The sequence below is a fragment of the Acidimicrobiales bacterium genome, from assembly GCA_035630295.1.
Taxonomy (GTDB): domain Bacteria; phylum Actinomycetota; class Acidimicrobiia; order Acidimicrobiales; family Iamiaceae; genus Iamia.
This window is the reverse complement of sequence record DASQKY010000050.1, coordinates 1-20915: the sequence shown is the minus strand read 5'-3', so window position 1 is coordinate 20915 and position 20915 is coordinate 1. Positions and strand designations below refer to the sequence as shown.

The following is a 20915-nucleotide window of genomic DNA, read 5'->3' as shown; positions in this document are numbered from 1 at the left end:
CCGGGTCAGGCGGCTCGGGGGCCGCGGATGAGGCGGCCGGGGCGGGCGCCGGTGTCGGTGTCGGCCTCCCGCGTCACCTCGCCGGCCACCAGGGTGGCCACGTAGCCCCGGGCCGGCTGGAGGATGCGGCTGGCCCCGGTGGGCAGGTCGTGGCGGAGGAACGGGGCGCTGATGGACAGGCCCTCATGGTCGATGACGTTCAGGTCGGCCCGCAGCCCGGGGGCGATGACCCCCCGGTCGTCCAGGCCGTAGAGCCGGGCGTTGCCGCTGGTCAGCTTGGCCACCAGGTGCTCCACCGGCACCCGCTCACCCCTCGTCCGGTCCCGGCCCCAATGGGTCAGGTGGAAGGTGCTGGCCGAGCAGTCAGAGATGAGGTTCACGTGGGCCCCGGCATCGGACAGGCCGGTGACGGTGTGCGGCGCCAGCAGCATGTCCCGGCACACCTCCAGCGATCCCCCGACGTAGTTGGAGCCCAGCACGGCGTAGAAGGTCCGTCCCTCGTCGGCCAAGAGCAGGTCGTACATGTGGGCCTCGGGGTCGACCCCCAGGGCGAAGGCCCGGGCCGTCACCGAGGCGTCCAACGGCGGCTCGTAGTCCACCGGCTCGACCAGCGGGAACGTCAACGGCAGGGCCACCGAGAACAGTGCGGTCAGGTTGTCCGAAAGGTCGGGCCGGGCCCCGGCCGCCGGCCGCTCGGCCAGGATGGCGTCGCGCACCTCGGGCCGGCGCATCTCCGCCACCCGCTCGGCCAGCGGCAGGTCGGCCACCTTCTCGTAGGTGGGCCGGCCCCGGAACAGGTGGTAGGTGTCGAGGTTGGTCATGATGGTGACCGACCGGGGGATGATCTGCGGGTGGAGGCGGGCCCCCCGCCCGTTGGCCTCGGCCGCGGCGTCGAGCACCCGGCGCCAGTGGCCCGGGTCCTCGAACAGCTGGGCCACGGTGAAGGTCACCGGCCGGCCGCTGGCCGTCGACACCGCCTCCAGCAGGGGCACCTCCTCCAGAGGGGTGGCCTTCTCGCCCCCCAGCCCGTCCAGGCGGCCGATGGTGCCGGCCACGATGGCCTCGAACACCCCGCTGCCGGCCGACCGCATGCCCCGGGCCAGGGCCAGCAGCTCGTCCTCGGCCGCGAAGGTGCCGGGGACGGGCCGGCCCGACACGGACCGGTGGCCGATGGTCCGGGACGTGGACACCCCGAGCGCCCCGGCCTCCAGGGCCTGCTGCACCAGGGCCGTCATCTGCTCCAGGTCCTCGGCGGTGGCGTCCTCGTTGGCCGCCCCCCGCTCCCCCATGACGTAGAAGCGCAGCGACCCGTGGGGTAGCTGGGTGCCCACGTCGAGGGCGTACTCCCGGCCGTCGAGCAGGTCGAGGTAGTCGGCGAAGGACTCCCAGGTGCCCCAGGGCATGCCCACGTGGAGGGCCGAGCCGGGGATGTCCTCCACCCCCTCCATCAGGTCGATGAGGGCGTCGGTGTCGCCGGGGCGCACCGGGGCGAAGCCGACCCCGCAGTTGCCCATGACGACCGACGTCACGCCGTTGGTGGCCGACGGCTCCAGGGCGTCGTCCCAGGTGACCTGGCCGTCGTAGTGGGTGTGGACGTCCACGAAGCCCGGCGTCACCAGGCATCCGTCGGCGTCCACCTCCCGGCGGGCGGCCTCGTCGACGCGGCCCACGGACACGATCCGCCCGTCCCGCACGCCCACGTCACCGGTGACGCCCGGCACCCCCGTGCCGTCGATGACCGTGCCGCCCCTGATGACCACGTCCAGCATCGCTCCGACCTCCGGTCCGGTGTCCCCGCAGGATACGACGGTCCGGGATCTCCCGCTTGACCGGGTGGTCAAGAACATGCCCGGAGGGCGCTCAGGACGGACGTGACCCACTGCCCCGACGGCCGGCGGGTAGGTTGCGCCGCGGTTCCACCAGAGGGGGTTGGCCCACATGGATCGACGCACGTTCCTCCGCCAAGCGGGGCTGGCCGGGGGCGCCCTGGTGGCCGGCGGGGTGCTGGGTGCCTGCTCCGACGACGACGGCGCCTCGGCTCCGCCCAGCTCGACGACCACCCGACCGCCCAAGAGCACCACCAGGCAGCCCGAGGTGTCGGCCTATCACCCCACCGGGCCGACCATCGTCCCGGCCGACTCCATCCTCAACGGGCCGGCCTCCAGCTCCCCCATCGACCACGTGGTGGTGATGATGATGGAGAACCGCTCCTTCGACCATTGGCTGGGTTGGTTGTCGACCGACGACGCCTGGCTGGAGGCGGGCAAGCGCGCCTACGGCGAGTTCGCCATCGCCGGCTACCTGGGCCAGCGCTACGTCGACACCGCCGGCAAGGGGGTCATCACCGACCACATGAGCACCGTGTTGGCCGACGGCAACCCGTGGCGAGGTTGCGGGCACCCCGACCCCGGCCACGGCTGGGTGTCGGGCCGGGCCCAGCGCGACGGCGGTTTCCTGGCCGAGGGGAGCGGCAACGACATCTTCGCTCTCGGCTACTACCTCGGCGACGACCTGCCCTTCACCAGCCAGCTGGCCCGTCGCTTCAGCGTGTGCGACCACCACTTCTCCTCGGTGCTGGGGCCCACCTACCCCAACCGCGAGTACCTGCACTCCGCCCAGTCCGGCGGCAACAAGAGCAACGACTTCGCCACCAGCGGCGACGGCTTCGCCTGGGACACCATCTGGGAGCGCCTGGCCGCGGCCGGGGTCGACGCCCGCTACTTCTACTCCGACCTCCCGGTCACCGCTCTGTGGGGGAGCCGGCTGGGGGGCATCACCTCCTCGGTCGACGACTACTTCTCCCGCTGCGAGGACGGCACCCTGCCCGCGGTGAGCTTCGTGGACCCCGGCTTCCTGGAAGAGACCCGCACCGACAACCACCCCCACGGCGACATCCGCTCCGGCGAGGCCTTCGTCCGGGACGTGTTCGCGGCCTTCGCCCGCTCCCCCCACTGGGAGTCGGGCCTGTTCGTCCTCACCTACGACGAGTGGGGCGGCTTCTTCGACCACGCCGCCCTGCCCCACTTCCAGGACGACCGAGCCAGCGATGACGACGCCGAAGACTTCGGCCAAGCCGGGTTCCGGGTGCCCACCGTGGTGGCCTCGCCCTTCGCCCAGCCCGGCTCGCTCGACCACCGCCTCTACGACCACACCTCCGTGCTGCGGTTCCTGGAGTGGCGCTTCCTCGGCGCCCCACCCGAGGGACCCGGCACCGAGAGCGACACCTGGTTCCTGACCCAGCGGGACCGCCACGCCCTCAACCTGGGCGCCACCCTGGTCACCACGCCCACCAAGGACCTGGACATCGACCTCGACGTGGACATCGCTGCGGCGTCGGCCCCGTGCCGGGGACCGGTGGCCGAGGGGGCGGCCTGGACGGCCGACCCTCACAGCTTCGAGATCGCCCTCCACCAGGGCCACTTCGAGCGGATGGGCTACGCCCCCCGGCCCACCACCATGGCGGGCCAGTGGCGCTTCTGACCCGACCGGCTGGTTGACCCTCAGGCCGCGCCGGGGGCGGTGACCACCAGCGACACCGGCGTGGGCCCGGCCCGGGTCCGCAGGCGCACCTGCCCCGGCAGCCCGGTGGCCGCGGCCAACCGGGGGTCGGCCATCAGCAGGGCCACGCCCCAGCCCGGGAACCGCTCCCGGGCCACCTGGCCCAGCCGGGCGTAGAGGTCGCGGAGGTCCCCGCCTCCTTGGAGCCGGCCCCCCCACGGCGGGTTGGCCACGATCCACCCCGGGTCGGCGCACTCCGGCGGAGCGGCGGCCGACACCGCGCCGTGCTCCACGGTGACCAGGCTCGCCACCCCGGCCCGCTCGGCGTTCTCGGCCGTGGCCGCCACCGCCCCGGCGTCCCGGTCGCGGGCCACCAGGGGCGCCACCGGAGTGGGCGGGTCGTCCGGGGGCCGAGCCGCGGCCTGGACCGAGGCCCAGGTGCCAGGGGCGAACGACGGCCAGCGGGTGAAGGCGAAGGACCGGGACCCACCGGGCGCCAGGCCCGCGGCCCGGCGGCCGGCCTCGATGGGCAGGGTGCCCGAGCCGCAGAACGGGTCGACCAGGGGCTGGCCCGGCTGCCACCCCGAGGCGGTGAGGACGGCGGCGGCCACCGTCTCCCGCAGGGGGGCCTTGGCCGCCGGTCCCCGCCACCCCCGGTGGTGCAGGGGCGCCCCCGAGGAGTCGACCCGGAACGAGAACCGGTCGCGGTCGATGCGCACCACCACCAGCGCGGCCTCCACGTCGGGCGCCGGCGCCGGGCCGAGGCGCCACACCCGCCGCAGGCGCTCCTCGACCGCTCCGGTGTGGACCAGGCGGGAACGGTGGCTGGAGATCCGAAACCGCACCGCCACACCCGGGGCCACCCACGGCCCCAGGTCGACCGCGGCCACCCGGTCCTCCAGGGCGGCGAAGCTGCGGGCCGTGACCTCCCCCGCCTCGACCAGGACGCGGGTGGCCGAGGCCAGGGCCACGTTGGCCAGGTAGAGCTGCCGGTCGGTCATGCGGGCGGCCAGGGCGCCGGCCCCGGCCGGGCGGTTGGTGATGCCCAGGGCGGAGAGCTCGGCGGCCACCACATCCTCCAGGCCGGGGACGCACACCACCACGGCGGCGGCCCGATCGGGACGGGGAGAACGGGACGGCGCCATGGGAGAGGGCGACGCTACATGGCACTCAGGCGGCCACCACCTCCTCGCGCTCGGGCCCGGCCAGCACCGACTCCCACAGCGCGGTGCGCAACCGGGTGGCATCGGCGCCCTCCACCCCGTTGACCACCACCACCCCCTCGACCATGTCGGCCACCACCGCCTCGCGGGGCCGGCCCCGCACCTCGACCGACACCGTGGCCCCCCCACCCGACCACCGCCGCAACGTCCGGGCCGCCCCCGGCAACCGGGGCGGGCAACGGAAGGCCGGCACCACCAGGCCCCGGGCCCGGGCCGCCTCGCCGATCAGCCGGGCGGCGGTGGCGAAGTGCACGGCGGTGGCATCCATGGGACCCATCATGAAGACCCCCCGCGACAGCGGACCGGCCCGTAGCCTCCGGTGGTGGCCGACCCCGTCCCGCTGCCCGAGGTCCCCGCCCTCACCCCGGCCCAGAGCGACACCCTGGCCCGACTGAGCGCCGCCCCGGCTGACCGGCCCACCTTCCCCGCCGATCTGCGGGACCGGTTGCGGGCCCTCCTGGAGGGGGAGCTCTCGGGCCCCGCCACCGCCATCCCCGACGGGACCACGCTGTTCGTCAACAAGCGGGCCCTGGCCGGCGTGCACGGGTGCGAGGCCCGCTGGCAGGCAGAGGACGAGGCCGGGTTCACGCCCTCGGTCCCCGTGGTCATCGGCTCCGTGGCCCACAAGGCCATCGAGCTCAGCATCCACGGCGCCCGACCCCGTGACCCCGGGGACCTGGTGGACCGGGCCCTCGAGCGCCTTTCCGGCTCCGAGCGGTGGATGGGCGACTGGCTGGAGCGTTGCGACGAGGACGACCGGGCCGAGGTCCGGTCGGCGGCCATCGCCAAGGTGGCCGCCTTCGACGAGATCTGGCCCACCCTGGAGAGGAGCTGGCGACCGGTCACCGAGGCCTCGGTCCGCCAGGACCTGCTGGGCCGCCGCATCTCCTTGAACGGCAAGGTCGACATCTCCCTGGGCCACCCCGACGGCCTCACCGCCCGCAAGGTCATCGTCGACCTCAAGACGGGGCGCTTCGCCCTCCACCACCGCGACGACCTGCGCTTCTATGCCCTGGTCGAGACCCTCCGCATCGGGACGCCACCCCGGGCCGTGGCCACCTCGTACCTCGAGTCCGGCGAGCTCCACGTCGAGGAGGTCACGGAGGACATGCTGGCCACCGCGGTGGCCCGCACCGTGGACGGCGTCGAGCGCATCGTCGGCCTCCGCTTCGGGGGTGACGAGCCGGTGCGGCGCCCGTCGGGGGGCTGCCGCTGGTGTCCCCTGCTGGAGCAGTGCGATGTGGGGCGGGCCCACCTCGACGCCCCCGCCGACACCGCCGCCCACTGGGACGCCTGACCCCCTGGCCCGCCCGGCCCAGGAGACAGCGGTGACAGGTCCGAACCGGCGGTTCGGGCGACGGACGCCATCGACGGCCTATGCACCCGTCTCGAGCCACCAGGACCAGGGGCTCCGGCCCGGCGGCGGACCCTCCCCTGGCGACGTCTCGGCGACCGGCCGGTACCATCGGCGGATGGCCCGGCCCACGCAGGAGCGCTCCACCGCCCTGGTGCCGGTCTCGCTGCCCCGGCCCGCCGAGGAGCCCGAGCCCCTGCCCGACCCCCGGCGCAGCGACGTCGACGAGTGGGGCCGCAGCGAGCACATGCGGGAGCTGGCCCGCCGCCTCTACGCCCCCGTCTACGAGCGGTGGTTCCGGGTCGAGTGGGAGCACATGGACCGCATCCCGGCCGACGGCGGGGCCCTGCTGGTGGCCAACCACGCCGCCGCCGTGCCCTCCGACGCCCCGGCCATCATGCACGGCATCGAGACCGAGATGGGCCGGCCCGTGTACGGCCTGGCCGACCACTTCTTCAAGTCGGTCCCCGTGGTCGGCACCCTGTGGGCCCGCAACGGCGGGGTGGTGGCCCAGCCCGACAACGCCTACCGGCTGCTGCGGGAGCAGCGCCAGCTGGCCCTGGTCTTCCCCGAGGGCACCAAGGGCCCGGCCAAGACCTACCAGGAGCGCTACCGGCTCCGGCGCTTCGGCCGGGGCGGCTTCGTGGAGATCGCCATGCGGGCCGGCGTCCCGGTGGTGCCCATCGCCGTGGTCGGGGCGGAGGAGTCGATGCCCACCGTGGCCCGGGTACCGGCGGTGGCCAAGGCCCTGGGCCTGCCCTACTTCCCCATCACCGCCAACATGCTGGCCCTGGGGCCGCTGGGCGCCCTGGCCTACTTCCCGGCCAAGTTCAAGATCCGGGTGCTGGAGCCGGTCACCTTCGACGTCCCCCCGGACCAGGACCGCTACTCGCGGAGCCGGATCATGGACGCCTCGGAGGAGATCCGCCAGAGCATCCAGGCCGCGCTGTACGACATGCTCCAGCAGCGCCGCTCGGTCTGGTTCGGGTAGGCGGCGATGGGACGGCGCGTCCTGGTCACCGGCCTGGGCACGTTCTGGGGCGGCCGCCTGGCCCAGGCCCTCGAGCGCGACCCCGACGTGGAGGTGGTGATCGGCCTCGACACCGAGGAGCCGAAGGTCCACCTGGAGCGCACCGAGTACGTCCGCTCCGACGAGAACTACTCGATCCTGTCCCGCATCGTGTCGGCCACCCGGGTCGACACCATCGTCCACACCTTCCTGGTGGTGGACAGCACCCAGGTCTCGGGCCGCCAGCTCCACGAGACCAACGTCATCGGCACCATGAACCTGTTCGCGGCGGCCTCGGCGGCCGGCAGCACGGTGCGCAACGTGGTGGTCAAGTCCTCGGCCCTGGTCTACGGGGCCACCCCCCGGGACCCCCGGTGGTTCACCGAGACCATGAGCCGCAAGGCCACCCCCCGCACCCGCATCGAGCGCAGCCTGCTGGAGGTCGAGGGCTACGTCCGGGACTTCGCCATCGACAACCCCCACGTCGAGGTCACCCTGCTGCGGTTCTGCAACGTGCTCGGGCCCCGCCTCAGCACGCCGTTCAGCAAGGCCCTGCGACTGCCGGCGGTGCCCTCGGTGCTCGGCTTCGACCCCGGGTTCCAGCTCGTCCACGAGGACGACGTGGTGCGCTCGCTGCTCTTCGCCATCGGCGAGGGCCGCTCCGGCATCTACAACGTGGCCGGCGACGGGCTGCTGCCGTGGAGCGAGACGGCCCGCATCTGCGGCAAGCCCACCATCCCGCTGCCCTTCGTGGCCACCAACCTGGCCGCCGAGCCCCTGCGCCGCCTGGGCGTCGACATCCCCCCCGAGCTGCTCGACCTGCTGCGCTACGGGCGGGGCATCGACAACCGGCGCCTCAAGGAGGCCGGCTTCACCTACCGCCACACCTCGGCCGGGGCGGCCGACGCCTTCATCCAGGCCGTGCGGCTCCGCAAGACGGTGGGCGACCGCGACTCGGAGTACCGCTACGAGGAGGACGTGGAGCAGTTCTTCCGCCACTCCCCCGCCGTGGCCCGCGACGGCGACCCGGCCTGACCCGCCTCAGCGGGGTGCCAACCAGGCCATCTCCAGCTCCTCGCCCCGCTCGTCCCACTCCTCGGAGGTGAGGGCGTAGCGGATGTGGTCCTCCCACTCGCCGTTGATCTCCAGGTAGCGCTGGGCCACCCCCTCGTCGCGGAAGCCCAGCTTCTCCGGCACCCGGCGGCTGGCCCGGTTGCGGGGGATGACCGAGATCTGGAGCCGGTGCAGGCCCAGCTCCTCGAATGCGTAGCGGGCCAGGACCACCACCGCCTCGGGCATGAGCCCCCGGCCGGCCACCGCCTCGTCGATCCAGTAGCCGACGTACGCGTTCTGGAACGGGCCCCGCTGGATGGTGTTGAGGTTGATCTCGCCGCAGAAGCGGCCCTCGTGGAAGATGCCGAAGCCGTGGCCCGTGCCCAGGGCCCGCTCCCGCTGCCGGGCCGCGCACCGCACCCCGAAGGCGTCGCGGTCGACGGTGGGGTCGGGGGCGCCGACCTGGCGGCTGGGCTCCCACTTCAGGAGCCAGTCCTGGCACCGCTCGCGCACCTCGCTCCACGTCCCGAAGTCCGACAGCACCAGGGGGCGGAGCATGACCTGGCGCCCGAACAGGGCGGCGGAGCGCGGCGGCTCGGGGCCGGGGGAGGGGGCCGGGCGGGGCCGCTCCGTGGTCCGTTCGCGGCGCATCGGCCCCACCTTCGCACGATCACGCCGGCCCCGCACGACCGGCCGTCCGGCCCCCGGCCCTGACCGGTCAGCCCAGGAGCGACAGGGCCAGGCCGTCGAGGATGTCGGCCTCGGAGACCAGCAGCTCCTCCAGCCCCAGGCGGCGGTACAGGGCCACCAGGGCGCAACACCCGCCGATGATGACGTCGGCCCGGGCCTCCTCCAGCCCCGGGTTGTGGACCCGGTCGGCCCGGGCCTCGGTGGCCAGGGTCCGGAACACGTCCTCGGCCGCCTCCTTGGTCAGGGTGAAGTGGTGGAGGCGGTCCCGGTCGTAGGTGGCCAGGCCGATCTCCACCGCGGCCACCGCGCTCACCGTCCCGGCCAGGCCGATCACCGTCGGGGCCGCGGCCGCCCCGGGCATGTCGCGCAGCACGTCGTCGAACCACGCCTCGGCGTAGGTGATGGCCGCGGTCAGCTCCTCGGGCCGGGGTGGGTCGCTGGCGATGAAGCGCTCGGTCAGGCGCACGCAGCCGATCTCCAACGACATCGAGGCCTCGACCCGCTCGGTGCCCCACGCCAGCTCGGTCGAGCCGCCCCCCAGGTCGACGACCAGGAACGGCCCCCGGGCCGGGTCGAGGCCAGCGGTGGCTCCCCGGAAGGACAGGGCCGCCTCCTCGGTGCCGATCAGCAGCTCGGGGGCGACGCCCACCGTGGCCACCACCTGGTCGAACCAGGCCTGCCGGTCGGTGGCGTCCCGGGCCGCCGAGGTGGCCGCCACCCGTACCCGGCCCGGGGCGACGCCGTGGTCGTCCATGACGGTCCGGTACTCCTCCAGCACGGCCTGGGTGCGGGCCACGGCCGCCGGGTCGAGGGCCCGGGTGCGGTCGACGCCGGCCCCCAACCGGGTGATGCGCATGAGCCGGGTCACCGTGCGCAGGCCACCGTCGCCGTCGGGGGCGGCCACCAGCAGGCGGGTCGAGTTGGTGCCGCAGTCGATGGCGGCCACCGGCGCGCCGGTCACCGGCGGGCTCCCTCGGGCTCGGGTGCGGCCCCGGGGGCGACCCCGGGCGCGGGTCGGGCGGGCGGCGGTGCGACCGGGGGCGGCGGCGTGACGGCCGGCCCCCCGGTGCCGGGCGGGCCACCCCCCACCTCAGGCAGGTGGGCCGCCACCCAGGCCCCCACGGGGTCGTCACCCCCGGCCAGCCACCAGGCGTAGTGGGCGTGGAGGCACTTGACCCCCCGGCGGGTGCCGGCCACACCGCCGGCCGGCCGGGGCCCCCGGTGGCCGGCGGGCAGGGCCGCGTCGCGCTCGGCGGCGTGGCGCCGGTGGGCCGCGGCCAGCGTGTCGGGGTCGACCTCGGCCTCGGCCCGGTCGACACCGCCGGCGCTCTCCAGCCGACCGGCCCAGGTGCGCTCGGGCTCGCCCACCAGCCAGTAGCGGGTGGGCATGGGCCGGCCCGAGGGCAGCAGCGGGGCGTTGCGGATCACCACCGGTCCCCCGTCGGCGTGGCGCACCACCACCTCGAAGGTGCCCTCCGGTTCCCGGCCCAGCAGGGCGGCCACCGCGGCGCGATCGGCCTCGGGGTCGACGGGGGGTCGCACGGCCCCGACGCTACCGATCCCCGGTCCGGGCCCCGCCAACCGGGGCTCCGGGCGCCCTGGCCTACGATCCGCCGTCGTGCGTGCCCGGTCCCCGATCACCCGCGTCGACGGACCCACCCTGGTGGTCCGCACCGAGCTGGTGGCGGCCGACGGGACCGAGCTCCCGCCGCTGGAGGTGAGCCTGCCCCGGGCCCACGCCGACCTGCTGGACCCCACCGCCTCCCCGGCCCTGCCCACCCTGGCCACGGTGGCCGCGGCCCGGGGAGAAGACCTGGAGGTCGAGGGCCCGGTCGACCCGGCGGCCCGGGACGCCGCGATGGCCGTCGCCGACCTGCTGGCCCGCCGGTGGGGCACCGACCCGATCGCCGTCCGCGCCGCCGAGGAGGCCCCGGCCGCCCGGACCGGCACCGGCGTCGGGCTGTTCTTCACCCGGGGGGCCGACTCCTGGTCGACGCTCCTCGACCTGCTCGACGCGCCCCCGCCCGCTCGCGTCACCCACCTGGTCTCGGTGTTCCACGGGCCCCGCCCCACCGACGCCCCCCTGCACGCCGAGCTGGAGGCCGGGCACCGGGCGGTGGCCGCCGAGCTGGGCCTGACCCTGGTCTCCTTGGGCACCACGGCCCGCGACCTCCTGGACCCCCTCCAGCCCTGGGGCGCGGTGGTGGGCCCGGTCCTGGTCAGCACCGGCCTGGTGGCGGCGGCGGGGATGGCTCGCCTGGTGCTGTCCGGGGTCAACCGGGCCGCCGTCCCCATGGGCAACGGCTCGGACCCCGCCCTCCTGGCCCTCCTGTCCACGCCGGCCACCGAGGTGGTCCTGGGCAACCCCGACCGGGACCGCCTCCAACGGCTGGCCCACATCCTCGGCCACCGGCGGGCCCGGGCCACGCTGCAGGTGTGCTGGGAGGGCGGGACGGCCGGAAACTGCGGCCGGTGCTCCAAGTGCCTCTCCACCTCCAGCGGCCTGCTGCTGGCCGGCGACCCCGACCACGGGGGGGGCTTCGACGTGGCCCCCACCCCGGAGGCGGTCCGGACCGTCCGCCTCGGCCCGGCCGACACCAGCGGCCTGGCCGCCCGCCTGGCCGACGAGCTGCCCCCCGAGCACGAGGACCTGCGCCGAGCGTGGGCCGACGTGCGCGACCTGAGCGCCGGGGCGCCCCCCCGGGCCCGCTGGGGCGACTGGAGCCCACCGGGCCTGGCCGGCCCGGGGGTGCCGACCCGGGTGGCCCGGGCCCTCCGGGCCACGACGGGCACGGCCGACGGCCCCACCCCCGCGCCCCTGGGCTGGCGACCGGGCACGGTGCCCCTCCGCCCCGCCCTCGCCGATCACGACCGGGTCCGGGCCCGGGCCCGGCGGGACCTCGGGGGGACCCGGGCCTGGGCGGTGGTGGAGCACCACATCCGCGACGACGACCGGGACGTCCACCAGGCCGTCCTGGCCGCCCGGCTCCAGGCCCACCACGGCCCCGGCACCTGCTACCTGCCCGGCATCCTGTGGGCCCCCCGGGCCGCCCCCGGCCTCGACCCCGACGCCGTGGCCCGGCTGCTGGCCACGGCCCGGGCCCGGCTGTGGTGGCGCGCCGAGGGCGACCTCGAGCCGCTGCGCGTGGTCGAGGCGGTGGAGCACGGCCTGCTCCCCCTGCAGGTCATGCCCGACGCCGCCGCCCACCACCTGGCCGCGGCCCTCGACCCGCCCCTGGCCGGCCTGGTGGTGGCCGAGTCCGACGTGCCCGGCCTCGACCTGTCACCGGCCGCGGTGGCGGCCCGACGGGGCCCGGTGGTCGAGCACCTGTTGCGGGGGTCGGCCGAGCGCGACCTGATGGCCGGGGCCTACCGTGCCTGAGCGCCCGACCGACCAGCCGGGCCCGGCCACCCGGGCGCGGGAGTACGCCTCCCGGGCCCGCCAGGCCCCGGCGGCGGTGGCCGCCGCCAGCGCCGAGCTGGCGGCGCTCCGGGCCGCCCTCGACACGCTGCGCCACGAGCTCGGCGACCTCCGCCACCGGTCCGACACGAGCCTCGACGACCTGCAGGCCCGGGCCCAGGCCCTGGACGACGCCGCCACCGGGTGGGTGGAGGGGCTGGCCCGCCTCGACCACGGCCTGTCCGAGGTCGACGTGGCGGTCGAGGCCCACGCCACCGCCCTCCTGCGGGCCGTCGCCGCCCCGGCTCGGGCCGCCGCGGCCCGGGCCCTGCACGAGGCGCTGGGCCCGCCCACCACCCTGCGACCCGGCCTCTCGATCTTCACCCTGTGCTGGAACCACGGCGAGCTGCTGCCCGAGGCCGTGCGGTCGGGCCTGGCCGTGCTCGACCGGCTCCCGGCCGATCAGCAGGGCCAGGTCCTGGTCCTCGACGACGCCTCCTCGGACCGCACCGCGGAGGTGGTGGCGGCCCTGGCCGCCGGCGACGAGCGCGTCCGGGTCGTCCGCGCCGAGGTGAACCTGGGGCTGGCCCGGGCCCGCACCGCCCTGCTCCACGTCTCGCCCACCACCCACGCCTTCCAGCTCGACGCCGACAACACCGCCTTCCCCGACGGGGTCCTCGACCTCCACCGGGTGGCCACCACGACCGGTGCCGCCCTGACCTACGGGACCGTGGTGCAGGAGGGCGAGGACGGCACCCCCCACGGGCCGATCTCCAACGAGCCCCCGACCGAGGCCCTGTTCCGGGCCAACTACGTCGACACCATGGCCCTGACCGACGTGGCCGCCTTCCGGGCCCTGGGCGGGTGGGACCCCGACCCCCTGCTGGAGCACGTCGACGACTGGGCCACCATCCACCGGGTGGCCCGGGCCGGCCTCCTGCTGGCCTTCGTCCCCACGCTGGTGGGGCGCTACCGGGTGCTCGACACCGCCTTCCACCTGACCGTGTCGGACCCCCGCATCGGCGCCCGCCGGGTGGCCCGGGTCTTCGACCCCGCCGGCCGGTTCCAGGGGCCCGACCCGCTGGCCGGGGTGGCGGCGGTGGCCGTCCACCCCGACACCGGTCCCCTGTGGGCCACGCCCGCCGCCGTCGCCCTCGACCCCGACCTGGCCCCGGCCCCGTCGGACCCGGCCCCGGTGGCCGCCCCCGCCCGGCGGCTGCTGGTGATCGCCCCCGGCGGGGTGGCCAACCTGGGCGACGACGCCATCACCGTGCGGGGGCTGGAGCGCCTCCGGGGGGCGTTCGGCGACGACGTCGCCCTCGACCTGGTCACCGACGGTGCCGCGCCGTCCGAGCTCCCGACGCCGGTGCGCTGGCTGGGGCCGCTGATCGACGTCCTCCCCGGCCTCCGCATGGAGGAGCTGGGCCGCCTGGACGCCGCCCTCGACCACGCCGCCGCCGCCCTGCGCATCGGCGAGGGTCGGTGGCGACCCCTGGAGCCCGGGGCCTACGCCGCCGCCGTGGTCCTGGGGGGCGGCTCGCTGTCGTCGTCGTGGTCCGAGGGCCTGATCGGCCCGCGGGCCGTGCTGGCCGCCGCCCTGCGGACCGCCGGGGTGCCCTACGCCTGCTCGGGCCAGGGCATCGGCCCCCTCGACCCCGGCGACGACCGGGCCCTGGCCGCCGGCCTCCTGGCCGGAGCGGCGGCCGTGGCCACCAGGGACGAGGCCTCGGCCGCCCTGGCCCGGTCCCTGCCCGGGGTCGACCCCACCCGGGTGGCCGCCACCGGCGACGACGCCCTGGGCCTGGCCGCCCCGGACCTCGACCGGCCGGACCGGCCCACGCTGGTGGTCAGCCTCCGTCGGGCCGGCTACGTGGGCGACCCGGCCCGCGACCCGGCCCGGGCCTGGGCGGTGGCCGCCGACGCGCTGGCCGCCGAGCGGGGGTGGGACGTACGGGGCGTGGCCCTCAACGCTCAGGACCCCGAGCCGGAGATCGCCACCCTGGCCCAGATCCGGGCCACCACCGACCTCCGGGTCCCGTGGCACCTCGTCGACTGCGGGCCCGACCCCCGCCGCCTGGTGGCCCTGGTGGCCGGCGCCGTCGGGGTGGCCACCCAGTCGTTCCACGCCGCCCTGTTCGGCCTGGCCGCCGGGCTCCCCACCGTGCTGGGTGCGGCCTCGCCCTACTACCGGGGCAAGGCCGAGGGCCTGGCCCAGCGGGCCGGCCTGCCCGCCGAGCTGGCCGTGGCCGACCCCGCGGAGATGGGCGCGGCCCTCGACACGGTGGCCGGGGCCCTGGGCGGGCGGGCCGCGCCCCTGGCCGGGGCCGAGGCCGCGGTGGACGCCTGGTGGGGCGCCCTGCCCGGGCGGCTGGACGCCGCCCGCGCCGTCAGCGGTTGAGCCAGTCGTCGGCCCCGGTGAAGGGCCAGGTGTCGGGCAGGTCGACCGGCGCCACCGGGGGCGGCAGGATCTGGTAGGCCTCCTCGCCGGGGCGGACCATGCCGAACTCCTCGCGGGCCAGGCGCTCGACCTCCTCCTCGGTCCGGAGGGTGGCGATGCGCTGCTCCAACTGCTCGCTCTCGTCCTGCTGGCGGGCCAGCTCCTCCCGGCGCTGGCCCAGCTCGTCGCGCTGGGCCCACCACTGGCGGGTGGGGAACACGCCCACCAGCAGGACCAGCATCAGCACGAACGACACGGCCAGCCCGACGGCCACCCGGCGGCCGGGGCGGCGGGCCCGGGCCGACGGCGTCGGGCGCCCCGAACGCCTCGGCGTCGCGGAGCGGTCCCGGCTCATCCGGCCCCCCGGGCCAGGGCCGCGGCCCCCGGGAAGGCGGCCGCCTCGCCCAGGTCCTCCTCGATGCGGAGGAGCTGGTTGTACTTGGCCACCCGGTCGCTGCGGGCCGGGGCCCCGGTCTTGATCTGCCCGCAGTTGGTGGCCACGGCCAGATCGGCGATGGTGGCGTCCTCGGTCTCGCCCGAGCGGTGCGACATCACCGCGGTGTAGGCGGAGCGGGTGGCCAGGGCCACGGTGTCCAGGGTCTCGGTCAGGGAGCCGATCTGGTTGACCTTGACCAGGATGGAGTTGGCCACCCCCTCGGCGATGCCCCGCTCCAGGCGCTCCACGTTGGTGACGAACAGGTCGTCGCCCACCAGCTGGACGGTGGCGCCCACCTTCTCGGTCAGGGTGGCCCAGCCCTTCCAGTCCTCCTCGGCCATGCCGTCCTCGATCGAGACGATCGGGTAGCGGTCGCAGAGGTCGGCCCAGTAGTCGGCCAGCTCGACCGAGGTGAGGGTGCGGCCCTCGCCGGCCAGCACGTAGGACCCGTCCCGGTGGACCTCGCTGGTGGCCGGGTCGAGGGCGATGGCGATGTCGGACCCGGGGGTGAAGCCGGCCTTCTCGATGGCCTGGACCAGGAGCTTCAACGGCTCCTCGTTGTCGGGCAGGTCGGGGGCGAAGCCGCCCTCGTCGCCCACCGCGGTGGACAGGCCCTTGTCGTGCAGGATGCCCTTGAGGACGTGGTAGGTCTCGGTCCCCCACCGCAGGGCCTCGGAGAAGCTGGCCGCCCCCACGGGCATGACCATGAACTCCTGGAAGTCCACGTTGTTGTCGGCGTGGGCCCCGCCGTTGAGCACGTTCATCATGGGCACCGGCAGGACGTGGGCGTTGGTGCCGCCCACGTGGCGGTAGAGGGGCACGCCCCCCTCGCGGGCTGCGGCCTTGGCCACGGCCAGGGACACGCCCAACACCGCGTTGGCCCCCAGGTTGCCCTTGGCGTCGGTGCCGTCTAGGTCCAGGACGGCCCGGTCGACGCTGCGCTGGTCGAAGGCGTCGAAGCCCACCACCTCGTCCCGGATGGCCCCGTTGACGTGGCCCACCGCGGTGAGCACGCCCTTGCCGCCGTAGCGGTCGCCCCCGTCGCGCAGCTCGACCGCCTCGAACTGCCCGGTCGAGGCGCCCGACGGCACCGCGGCCCGGCCGACGGCCCCGGAGGCGAGCACCACCTCGACCTCCACGGTGGGGTTCCCCCGGGAGTCCAGGATCTCGCGGCCGACGACGTCCTCGATGGTGCTCATCGGCGCATCATCCCATCGGTCCTCACACCCAGCGAAGTGCCGGTTGCCGGGCACCGATGAGCACTGACGGCTCCGCCGTCAGAGAGCCCGTGTCGTCTGGTTCGCTCGCTGCGCTCGCTCATGGTGACCGCGAGGCTACGCGACCGATCCTCGGCGGCCCGGCACCGATCGGGTCAGGGGGCGTCCTCGGTGGCCCGCACCCGGTCGCGGATGCGGGCTGCCGCGGAGCGCAGGGCGGTCTCGGGGTCCAGGTCGGCGGCCCGAGCGGCGTGGACCAGGGCCAGGAGGCGGGCCCCCAGGTCCTCGGCGCCGCCCAGCTCCGCCACCGGGGCCGGCGGGGCCCACGGCTGGCCGGCGGCGTCGGCCTTGCGCAGCACCTTGTGGGCCCACAGCAGGGAGGGCAGGGCGTCGGGCAGACCGTCCATCACGCTGGTGCGGCCCGTCTCGTCCCGCTTGATCTCCTCCCAGGTGCGGGTGATCGACTCCACGTCGGACGGGGCCAGCTCGCCCCCCTCCGGCGGGAACACGTGGGGGTGGCGGCGGACCAGCTTGTCGTGGATGCCGCGGGCCACCTCGGCCAGGGTGAAGGCGCCCCGCTCGGCCCCCAGGGTGGCGTGGAACACCACCTGGAACAGCAGGTCGCCCAGCTCCTCGGCCAGGTGCTCATCCGCGTCCACCTCGGCGTCGGTGCCGGCGGCGGCGTCCCAGGCGGTGACCGCCTCCACCACCTCGTAGGCCTCCTCCAGGGCGTGGCGGGTGAGGGTGACGTGGGTCTGCTCCCGGTCCCACGGGCACCGCTCGCGGAGCGTCCGAACCAGCTCGGCGAAGGCCACCAGCTCGGCCGCCACCGGGGCGGCCAGGGCCGGGATCCACAGCGAGGTCAGGTGGTCGGGCTCGACGCTGCGGTCCAGGTCGGCCCAGGCCACCTCGGTGATGGCCTCGTCGGGTGAGCCCAGGCGCTGGAGCACCAGCACCGGCTCGTCGGGGGGCTCCTCCACCGCCAGCTTCACGTCGGAGAGGACCCGCCGGTTGTGGCAGTGGGCCACCAGCAGGGGTCCCCGCTGCCCGGCGGCGGCGGTGGCGAAGCGGTGGCCGTCGACCAGCCGCACCCCCTCCTCCAACGGGTCGACGCCGAGCCGCACCCAGGTCAGGTCCAGGAACGACAGGGCGGGCCGGACCTCCAGTGCCACCCCGGCCGGCCCCGCCTCGGCGGCCAGCAGGTCGACGGTGCGCTCCAGCACCCGGGGCGAGCCGGGCACGGCGTAGACCACGTGCTGGCCGGCCGCCGCGGTGGCCAGCAGGTCCTCGGCGATGCGCCGGTACACCTCGGCGAAGGTGTCGGCCTCGTCGTAGATCGCGTCGTAGCTGGGGGCACCCGGGGCCAGGGCCTCGGCCGCCGGGTGGCGCCCGGTGCGCAGGCGGACGGGCCGATCTCCGGCCAGCAGGGCGGCGGTCTCGGTGGTGACCAGCTCGGCGCCGGCGGGGCCCAGGCCGCAGGCCACGATGCGGCCGGTCACCGGCCCGGTCCCCTCAGCGCCCGGGGGCGGACGGGGCCACGACCTCGAGCGCCTCGGCGTCCCACCGGCCGAAGCGGGGGTCGATGCGCACCTCGGCGCCCTCCAGCTCGGCGGAGAGCAGCCGGGCCGACAGGTCGCGGCCCACCAGGTCGATGTTGGTGTTCAGGAACTCCTGGACCTGCTCGAAGGGGGCCACCGAGGGCTGGCCCACCTCGAAGAAGAGGACGTCCTCGGAGGTCGGGTCCTGCTGGGAGGCGGCCGAGAAGGGGCCGGCGATGCCCCCCTGCAGCACGGTGGAGATGCCGGCCCAGATCTCGGGCGGGAGCTGCTGCTGGACCTGGAGGTCGGGGGCGCAGCCGGCGTCGCCGTTCGAGGACTGCAGCTGCGGGTCGGTGGACAGCTCGCCGGACAGGGCGCCGAAGTCCTCCCCGCCCTCGTACCGCCGTCCGAACTCCTCCACGCCACCGGCGGGGAGCTGGGCCACCCGGTAGCAGCGGGTGAGGAACCGCTCCGGGTTGGCGTCGTAGAAGTCGCGCAGCACCTGCGGGTCGGAGGTGAGCTGGCGGCGCACGGCCACCACGTCGGCGCTGATGTCGACCAGCCAGGCCCGGGTCTCGTCGCTCAGGCGGTCGAGGAGCTCCGTCCCGGCCGCCGGGTCGGCGCCGCCCTCGGCTCCGGTCCCCAGGGCCTCGGCCAGGTCGGCCTCGGCCGCGTCGACGTCCTCGGGCGACGGGAAGATGCCCCGCCGCCGGGCCTCGTTGGACAGGGCCACCCGCTCCACCAGCACCTGGAGCACCCCGGTGGCCGAGGCCAGCCGGTAGGTCCCCTCGACCCCGTCGCCGGCGCTCAGCTCCCGGGCCTCGGGGGACAGCGCGGTGGCGGCCCGGACCATCTCGTCGAGGTGCTCGGCCGAGATGTCGGTCCCGTCGATCGACGCCGCCGGCGGCCGGCCCGGGTTGCAGGCCGAGGCCCCCACCGTGACGGCCACCACCAGCACCAGCCCGAGGGCACGGGCGCGACGGGTCCGGGCGGGGAGGGCGGTCACGGCGGCGATGGTAGGGGCGCTCAGGCCGCCGGGACGAGCTGGCGCAGGAGGTCGACCAGGGTGCCGGCCAGGTCCGGCGTCTTGGGCACGGGCAGCACCAGGAGCTCCTGGTCCTCCTTGTAGACCGCGCCCCGGAACAGGCGCTGGAGCCGCAGCTGCTGGCTCTGCTTGAGCACCAGCGGCGACACCCGGGCGGTGTGGGCCGGGCCCCCGAAGGCCGGGCCCTTGGTGACGTTCACCTCCCGGGCGCCGATGCGGTGGCACTCGGCCCGCAGGCGGGCGATCTCCAGGAGCTGGGCCGCGGGCTCGGGCACCGGGCCGTAGCGGTCCTCCCACTCGGCCCGGATGTCGTCGACCTCGGCCTGCGAGGTGACGGTGGCCAGCCGCCGGTAGGCCTCCAGGCGCAGGTCCTCCCGGGGCACGTAGGTGGCGGGCAGGTGGGCGTCGAGGGGCAGGTCCAGCTTCACCTCGGCCGGTTCCCGGGCCTCCTCGCCCTTCAGCTCGGCCACCGCCTCGGACACCATCTGGCAGTAGAGGTCGTAGCCCACGGCGGCGATGTGGCCCGACTGGCCGGTGCCCAGCAGGGTCCCGGCCCCCCGGATCTCCAGGTCGCGCATGGCGATGCGGAACCCCGAGCCCAGCTCGGTGGCCTCGCCGATGGTCTTGAGCCGCTCGTAGGCCTCCTCGGACAGGGCCATGTCGACCGGGTGGAACAGGTACGCATACGCCCGCTGGCCGGCCCGGCCCACCCGGCCCCGGAGCTGGTGGAGCTGGCCCAGGCCCAGCCGGTCGGCCCGGTCCACCACCAGGGTGTTGACCGTGGGCATGTCGATGCCGGACTCGATGATGGTGGTGCACACCAGGACGTCGAAGCGGCCCTCCCAGAAGTCGAACACCACCTGCTCCAGGGTGCCCTCGTCCATCTGGCCGTGGGCCACCGCCACCCGGGCCTCGGGCACCAGGTCCCGGAGCTGGGCCGCGGTGCGCTCGATGTCCCGGACCCGGTTGTGCACGAAGAACACCTGGCCCTCGCGCAGCAGCTCCCGGCGGATGGCCTCCGACACGGCCCGCTCGTCGTACTCGCCCACGTAGGTGAGGATGGGCTGGCGCTCGGCCGGCGGGGTGTGGAGCAGGGTCAGGTCCCGGATGCCGGTGAGGCTCATCTCCAGGGTCCGGGGGATGGGCGTGGCCGACAGGGTGAGCACGTCGATGTCGCTCTTGAGGGCCTTGATCTTCTCCTTGTGGCCCACCCCGAAGCGCTGCTCCTCGTCCACCACCAGCAGGCCCAGGTCCTTGAACTCCACGTCGCCGGAGAGCAGGCGGTGGGTGCCGATCACGCAGTCCACCTCGCCGGTGCGGACCCCGTCGGCCACGACCCGGGCCTGGCCCGCGGTCAGGAACCGGCTCAGGACCTCGACCCGCACCGGGTAGCTGGCGAAGCGGTCGGAGAAGGTCTGGAAGTGCTGCTGGGCCAGGAGGGTGGTCGGCACCAGCACCGCCACCTGCTTGCCCTCCTGCATCGCCTTGAAGGCAGCCCGGATGGCCACCTCGGTCTTGCCGAAGCCCACGTCGCCGCAGATGAGCCGGTCCATGGGCTTGGGACGCTCCATGTCGCCCTTGGTGTCGGCCACGGCCTTGGCCTGGTCCGGCGTGAGGTCGAACTCGAAGGCCTCCTCGAACTCCTTCTGCAGGGGCGAGTCCGGGGCGAAGGGGTAGCCTGGCACCACGCTGCGGCGGGCGTAGAGCTCGATGAGGTCCTTCGCCAGCTTGACGATGGACTTCTTGGTCTTCTCCTTGAGGGTGTCCCAGCTCTTGCCGCCCAGCTTGGAGAGGACGGGCACGTGCCCCTCCTCGGAGGAGTACTTCTCCAGCTTGCCGAGGTCGGTGACCGGCAGGGCCAGCTTGTCGCTGCCCTGGAAGTCGAGCAGGATGCAGTCGACCTGGTGCTCCATGCCGTCCGACGGGGAGCGGGCCTTGATGCGCTTGACCCCGACGAACTTGCCGATGCCGTAGTCCTCGTGGACCACGTAGTCGCCGCGGGTCAGCGACTCGAA

17 protein-coding genes are annotated in these 20915 nt (G+C 75.4%); 6 read left to right on the top strand and 11 right to left on the bottom strand.

Annotated features, from left to right (window positions below):
- Nucleotides 1-5: 5 nt before the first annotated feature.
- Complete coding sequence (locus VEW93_13815) at nucleotides 6-1769, bottom strand: amidohydrolase family protein (GenBank protein HYI62867.1); 1764 nt, start codon at nucleotides 1767-1769, stop codon at nucleotides 6-8.
- Between the two features lie 169 nt (nucleotides 1770-1938).
- Between VEW93_13815 and VEW93_13810 the strand changes: the two genes are divergently transcribed.
- Nucleotides 1939-3480 (top strand): alkaline phosphatase family protein, encoded by a 1542-nt coding sequence (locus tag VEW93_13810; GenBank protein HYI62866.1) that lies wholly within the window; start codon nucleotides 1939-1941, stop codon nucleotides 3478-3480.
- Nucleotides 3481-3500: 20 nt separating this feature from the next.
- On the opposite strand, the gene VEW93_13805 is transcribed toward VEW93_13810, so the two are convergent.
- Nucleotides 3501-4643 (bottom strand): hypothetical protein, encoded by a 1143-nt coding sequence (locus VEW93_13805; protein ID HYI62865.1) that lies wholly within the window; start codon nucleotides 4641-4643, stop codon nucleotides 3501-3503.
- A gap of 25 nt (nucleotides 4644-4668) precedes the next feature.
- Nucleotides 4669-4989 carry a hypothetical protein gene (locus tag VEW93_13800; protein HYI62864.1) on the bottom strand — a complete coding sequence of 107 codons (321 nt, stop codon included), beginning with the start codon at nucleotides 4987-4989 and terminating at the stop codon, nucleotides 4669-4671.
- Between the two features lie 54 nt (nucleotides 4990-5043).
- Between VEW93_13800 and VEW93_13795 the strand changes: the two genes are divergently transcribed.
- The 3 genes from VEW93_13795 (at nucleotide 5044) to VEW93_13785 (ending at nucleotide 8119) form a co-directional block, all read left to right on the top strand.
- On the top strand, nucleotides 5044-6018 hold the full coding sequence (locus VEW93_13795) for a PD-(D/E)XK nuclease family protein (protein HYI62863.1): 975 nt from the start codon (nucleotides 5044-5046) through the stop codon (nucleotides 6016-6018).
- Between the two features lie 175 nt (nucleotides 6019-6193).
- Nucleotides 6194-7066 (top strand): lysophospholipid acyltransferase family protein, encoded by an 873-nt coding sequence (locus VEW93_13790; protein HYI62862.1) that lies wholly within the window; start codon nucleotides 6194-6196, stop codon nucleotides 7064-7066.
- Nucleotides 7067-7072: 6 nt separating this feature from the next.
- Entirely contained in the window at nucleotides 7073-8119 is a 1047-nt protein-coding gene (locus VEW93_13785) for an NAD-dependent epimerase/dehydratase family protein (GenBank protein HYI62861.1), read from the top strand.
- 6 nt (nucleotides 8120-8125) lie between these two features.
- Here the strand turns inward: VEW93_13785 and VEW93_13780 are convergent, their stop codons facing one another.
- From VEW93_13780 to VEW93_13770, 3 genes are all read right to left on the bottom strand, one after another.
- The gene (locus tag VEW93_13780) at nucleotides 8126-8788 is read right to left on the bottom strand and encodes a GNAT family protein (protein HYI62860.1); all 663 of its coding nucleotides are present in this window, start codon (nucleotides 8786-8788) and stop codon (nucleotides 8126-8128) included.
- Nucleotides 8789-8855: 67 nt separating this feature from the next.
- Nucleotides 8856-9788: a Ppx/GppA phosphatase family protein gene (locus VEW93_13775; protein ID HYI62859.1), complete on the bottom strand. Its 933-nt coding sequence runs from the start codon at nucleotides 9786-9788 to the stop codon at nucleotides 8856-8858.
- Entirely contained in the window at nucleotides 9785-10369 is a 585-nt protein-coding gene (locus tag VEW93_13770) for a DUF501 domain-containing protein (protein HYI62858.1), read from the bottom strand. The genes VEW93_13775 and VEW93_13770 overlap by 4 nt, the downstream gene beginning before the upstream one ends.
- 76 nt (nucleotides 10370-10445) lie before the next feature.
- Here VEW93_13770 and VEW93_13765 point away from each other — a divergent pair, with 76 nt between their 5' ends.
- Nucleotides 10446-12209: a hypothetical protein gene (locus tag VEW93_13765; GenBank protein HYI62857.1), complete on the top strand. Its 1764-nt coding sequence runs from the start codon at nucleotides 10446-10448 to the stop codon at nucleotides 12207-12209.
- Nucleotides 12202-14625, top strand: coding sequence for a polysaccharide pyruvyl transferase family protein (locus VEW93_13760; GenBank protein HYI62856.1), 2424 nt, complete (start codon nucleotides 12202-12204; stop codon nucleotides 14623-14625). The genes VEW93_13765 and VEW93_13760 overlap by 8 nt, the downstream gene beginning before the upstream one ends.
- On the opposite strand, the gene VEW93_13755 is transcribed toward VEW93_13760, so the two are convergent.
- The 5 genes from VEW93_13755 to mfd form a co-directional block, all read right to left on the bottom strand.
- Nucleotides 14615-14938, bottom strand: coding sequence for a septum formation initiator family protein (locus VEW93_13755; GenBank protein ID HYI62855.1), 324 nt, complete (start codon nucleotides 14936-14938; stop codon nucleotides 14615-14617). The genes VEW93_13760 and VEW93_13755 overlap by 11 nt on opposite strands.
- A gap of 77 nt (nucleotides 14939-15015) precedes the next feature.
- On the bottom strand, nucleotides 15016-16299 hold the full coding sequence (eno, locus tag VEW93_13750) for a phosphopyruvate hydratase (protein ID HYI62854.1): 1284 nt from the start codon (nucleotides 16297-16299) through the stop codon (nucleotides 15016-15018).
- Nucleotides 16300-16472: 173 nt separating this feature from the next.
- A complete protein-coding gene (locus VEW93_13745; GenBank protein ID HYI62853.1) occupies nucleotides 16473-17816 on the bottom strand; it encodes a MazG nucleotide pyrophosphohydrolase domain-containing protein in 1344 nt (447 codons plus the stop codon).
- Nucleotides 17817-17829: 13 nt separating this feature from the next.
- Complete coding sequence (locus tag VEW93_13740; GenBank protein ID HYI62852.1) at nucleotides 17830-18861, bottom strand: hypothetical protein; 1032 nt, start codon at nucleotides 18859-18861, stop codon at nucleotides 17830-17832.
- Nucleotides 18862-18881: 20 nt separating this feature from the next.
- A partial coding sequence (gene mfd, locus VEW93_13735; GenBank protein ID HYI62851.1) for a transcription-repair coupling factor occupies nucleotides 18882-20915 on the bottom strand: 2034 nt, incomplete at its 5' end.